The following is a 4,101-nucleotide window of genomic DNA, read 5'->3' on the forward strand; positions in this document are numbered from 1 at the left end:
AGTTTGGGGAATTTACCGATTTTCTCAGACTGACAGCTAAGGAGATAATGTTTCATCTCTAGTAATTTTGATTGAAGGGAGAAATAGAGGGTAATTTTCATTTCAAAAAGAAACCGAAAAAATTACTACTTTGAAATATCAAGAAATATATCGGTGTTTTGATAGTAAGGGTTGATGTACTTGAACCCTAGTTACAGAGATGGTTTCAAAAATTACTTTGGTTTGTTAACCTATCTTTAGGGGCAATAAGAAACGAAAAAAGTTGACCTTCCTTGATATAGATCGAGAGTATAGGCAAAACTACCAAAAAAAAGTTTGCTCCAGAATTGCTATCCATAGCATTTATCAAGTTACTAAAATACTTTTTTGTTTATTAATTTTCTATCCCCTCGAACCCAAATTACCACTCCCTACTCCCTAAAACCAAAGAATTTTGTACTTCATTTAGAGATGAGATGGGAGTTAGTGTATAAATTCATACTCAAGGATTCATTCAAGATATTTTTGAGTTACTATCCTTGTTATACTCAAAATTACTTCCTAACTTTTCCACTTATTCAACTCAAATAATTTTAAGTATTTTTTATTGTTAAAATTTCCAGGTAAAAATATGACTCAGGAACAAAAAAAATTTTGTTTTTGTACTTTGGCACTAGGGCAAAGATATCGCGATATAACCAAGGAGTTAGCTAAAGACTTAGAAAGAAATTCTCCCGGAACTTCCNCTCCAGTTTTCCAATCCCAAACGAAAATTTCTCCGTAAAAAACATCCCATACTCCATCTACATCATGAGCAATAACCTGCTTACCATCTAAAATAACTACGAAAAAAATATGACTCAGGAACAAAAAAAATTTTGTTTTTGTACTTTGGCACTAGGGCAAAGATATCGCGATATAACCAAGGAGTTAGCTAAAGACTTAGAAAGAAATTCTCCCGGAACTTCCCTGGTAATTTATACAGAGAAACCTGATGATTTTAGTAGCTATAAAAATGTAATGGCTTTTAAACATCATCAACAAGGTATTCAACATTGTTATAACGATAAAAGATTTCTTTGCCAGAAAGCAATATCCCTATTTCCAGTAGCTATATATATAGATGCTGATACTAGAATTTTAGAATCACTACCAGAAGATATTGAATGGAAACCAGGAATTACTGGACGCTATAAGAATTTAGTAGAACACGTTTCAAAATATCGTGCTTCTAGTTTGCCAATATTGAAAAAGTTGGCAGAGAAGCTAAATATTTCTGATGAGTTATTTAATCATTCTAGTTGGATAGGGGAAGCCTTATTTATTATAGTTAGAGATAATGGCAAGGAAATAGAATTTTTGGAAACTTGGGGGAAGATTTCTAAGTATGCAGAATTAAGAGGAATGCACGCTGGAGAAGGTAGTTTAATGGGGTTAGCAGCAGCAAAAGTTGGATGGGTTATTAATAGTGAAGCGTGGCAAAAAATTAGTGGGGTGACTCAACACTGGGATGCTTCTCGTAGTAAACCAAAAGCAACTTCTTGGGATAAATTACAAAAGAGGATGGGTTATCATTATCGTTTAAATAAAACTAGAATAATGGCTTTAAGAGATTTTGAATTTTATTATCGGTGAGGGCTTTTTAGTAGGACATAAGTAGATGAAATTGGTATAAGAAAAATATTATGTTATGAATCGTGGCATATATATCACTGCAAATGACAAAGTGATAGAACAAGGTATTGCACTATTAAAAAGTATCCGTAAGTATGATAGTGATACACCAGTTATTTTGATTCCCTATGATGATAATTATCACACAGTCGTAGAACGTTTTTCGAGAGATTATGGAGTCAAAATTTATCCAGATTTAGAATTTATTGAAAGATTATCAAACAAACTACAACAAATTTTTGGTAATAAATTTTTTGCCAGACCAAATCAGTTTCGTAAGCAAGCTTGTTGGTTTGGAGAATTTGATGAGTTTTTATACATAGATACAGATATTGTCGTTTTTGATAAAATTATTGATAATCTCAACTATCTAAATGAGTATGATTTCTTGTGTTTTGATTATCAACACTTAGGAGGAATTAAAAATATCTTTACTCCAGAGATTTATCAAGTTTTTAGCAAAGATGAACTGCTGGAAACTTTTAATGGAGGATGGTGGGCATCTAAGAAAAATTTAATTTCAGAACAAGATTTGTATGAGACATTTGCTGAATGTGCTGCTCATCCAGAATACTTTGATTTTTCTCAGAAAACTTCCGATCAACCAATCATTAATTATATGATTTTGAAGCGAATTAAAAAGCGTTTCAATATTGTTAATAGACCCGAAAAAGCACCTGGAAGTTGGGCAGGTACATCACATTTTCATCAAGAAGGTGATAAACTGATAGATCCAACTGTGAATCAACCTTTATCGTATCTACATTGGGCAGGAATTCGGATTCAACCAGGGTGTCCTTATTGGGATATTTGGGAAGATTATAGATACATCGGCGAATCTAAACCAACCCACTATCCCCAAAAAACAGAGAGGAAAAAAAAAGTATAGGGCGAAGATTTATTGATAAAGTCAAAAAGATAGCTGGGCAAATAAAAAAAATTTAGAGTAAATAATAGGAGTCAGGAAGTGAGAGCTAAGGCAATTAATTATATAGAAGGTGGGAGGAATAAATATTCTTTTATCCTTCTTTTCTACCTTGGCTTTCATCCTGACTTTTTGGTTACTCAAGCTGAAAAAATAGCACTTTTTTTTCGCTCTAAACTCTAAAAAGGCTAAAATCTTTATCTGTCAGTGCTTTGAGATTTAATCAGCCAACTCTGGATAGTTAACCAAACAAATTTAACTGTAAAGAGACTTTACCCATTCCCATTCTCTTTGCAACCCCTCTTTCAGAGAAACTTGAGGTTGATAACCCAAAATTTTCTGCGCTTTAGAAACATCAGCGCTGGTATGACGAGCATCTCCCCTAGCTTTTTCCACAAAATTTTTCTTAATTGGACGTCNGATTTAATCAGCCAACTCTGGATAGTTAACCAAACAAATTTAACTGTAAAGAGACTTTACCCATTCCCATTCTCTTTGCAACCCCTCTTTCAGAGAAACTTGAGGTTGATAACCCAAAATTTTCTGCGCTTTAGAAACATCAGCGCTGGTATGACGAGCATCTCCCCTAGCTTTTTCCACAAAATTTTTCTTAATTGGACGTCCTACTATTTCCTCCATCATATTAATAACTTCTGCTAATACTACCCGACTACCTCCACCTATATTAAATACTTCACCTACTGCTTCTGGTACTGTACCTGCTGCTAAGTTAGCTGCTACTGCATCACTAACAAAAGTAAAATCTCTAGTTTGCTGACCATCTCCATAAATAGAAATTGGTTCATCTTCTAAAATCCACTTAAAAAATTTATGAAAGGCCATATCAGGTCGTTGACGGGGACCGTAGACTGTAAAGTAGCGTAAATATACACATGGTACACCAAAATTTTGATGATACAACTTACCTAATCTTTCTGCTGCTAACTTAGTAATACCATAAGGAGATACTGGTTGAGGACAAATAGTCTCTGGGGTAGGGAAAGTTTCCGCATTACCATACACAGAAGAAGTAGAAGCATAAACTAATCTTTTCAAATTAGAAGCATCTTTAGCAGCTTCTAAAATTATTTGGGTAGCATTAATATTACGTTCTGTATAAGAACGAAAACCTTCACCCCAACTAGCACGAACTCCAGCTTGGGCAGCTTGATGATAAACTATATCTACATCTGTAAGTAACTCTGACCAATTCAAAGACTGAATATCATCTTCTATCAATTGAAAAGCAGGATGGTCTTGAAAATGAGAAATATTCTGACGCTTTAAAGTAGGGTCATAGTAATCATTAAACTGATCTATTCCTATTACTTTATCGCCTTGATTTAATAGAGTTTCTGCTAAATGAGAACCAATAAATCCACCTACTCCTGTAACTATAATATTACTCATTTTTGGCTTTTTCGGATGAGTTTTAGGGTCAGTTGAAGGAGTTAAAACCGCTCCTAAAACTGCAGCTCCTAATAATACATATCTCCAACCAGAAAGCATTTGTTGAGAAGTAA

Annotated in this window: 3 protein-coding genes; 2 read left to right on the plus strand and 1 reads right to left on the minus strand. The window is 33.9% G+C overall.

The annotated features are described in order from the left end of the window. Nucleotides 1-834: 834 nt before the first annotated feature. Together AFK68_RS07460 and AFK68_RS07465 are read left to right on the plus strand one after the other, a co-directional pair. Complete coding sequence (locus tag AFK68_RS07460) at nt 835-1,614, plus strand: hypothetical protein (protein WP_094672210.1); 780 nt, start codon at nt 835-837, stop codon at nt 1,612-1,614. Between the two features lie 55 nt (nt 1,615-1,669). After that, nucleotides 1,670-2,542, plus strand: coding sequence for an Npun_R2821/Npun_R2822 family protein (locus AFK68_RS07465; protein WP_094672211.1), 873 nt, complete (start codon nt 1,670-1,672; stop codon nt 2,540-2,542). A gap of 495 nt (nt 2,543-3,037) precedes the next feature. Here the strand turns inward: AFK68_RS07465 and AFK68_RS07475 are convergent, their stop codons facing one another. Further along, complete coding sequence (locus AFK68_RS07475) at nt 3,038-3,988, minus strand: GDP-mannose 4,6-dehydratase (protein ID WP_094672212.1); 951 nt, start codon at nt 3,986-3,988, stop codon at nt 3,038-3,040. Between the last annotated feature and the right edge of the window lie 113 nt (nt 3,989-4,101).

Source organism: Hydrocoleum sp. CS-953 (assembly GCF_002260545.1).
In the GTDB taxonomy this organism is placed as follows: Bacteria; Cyanobacteriota; Cyanobacteriia; order Cyanobacteriales; family Microcoleaceae; genus Trichodesmium.

What these genes read in the sequence shown, in the direction of transcription:
- AFK68_RS07475 (WP_094672212.1), bottom strand. Translation starts at nt 3,988, where the DNA reads ATGAGTAATATTATAGTTACAGGAGTAGGTGGATTTATTGGTTCTCAT.
- AFK68_RS07465 (WP_094672211.1), top strand. Translation starts at nt 1,670, where the DNA reads ATGAATCGTGGCATATATATCACTGCAAATGACAAAGTGATAGAACAA.
- AFK68_RS07460 (WP_094672210.1), top strand. Translation starts at nt 835, where the DNA reads ATGACTCAGGAACAAAAAAAATTTTGTTTTTGTACTTTGGCACTAGGG.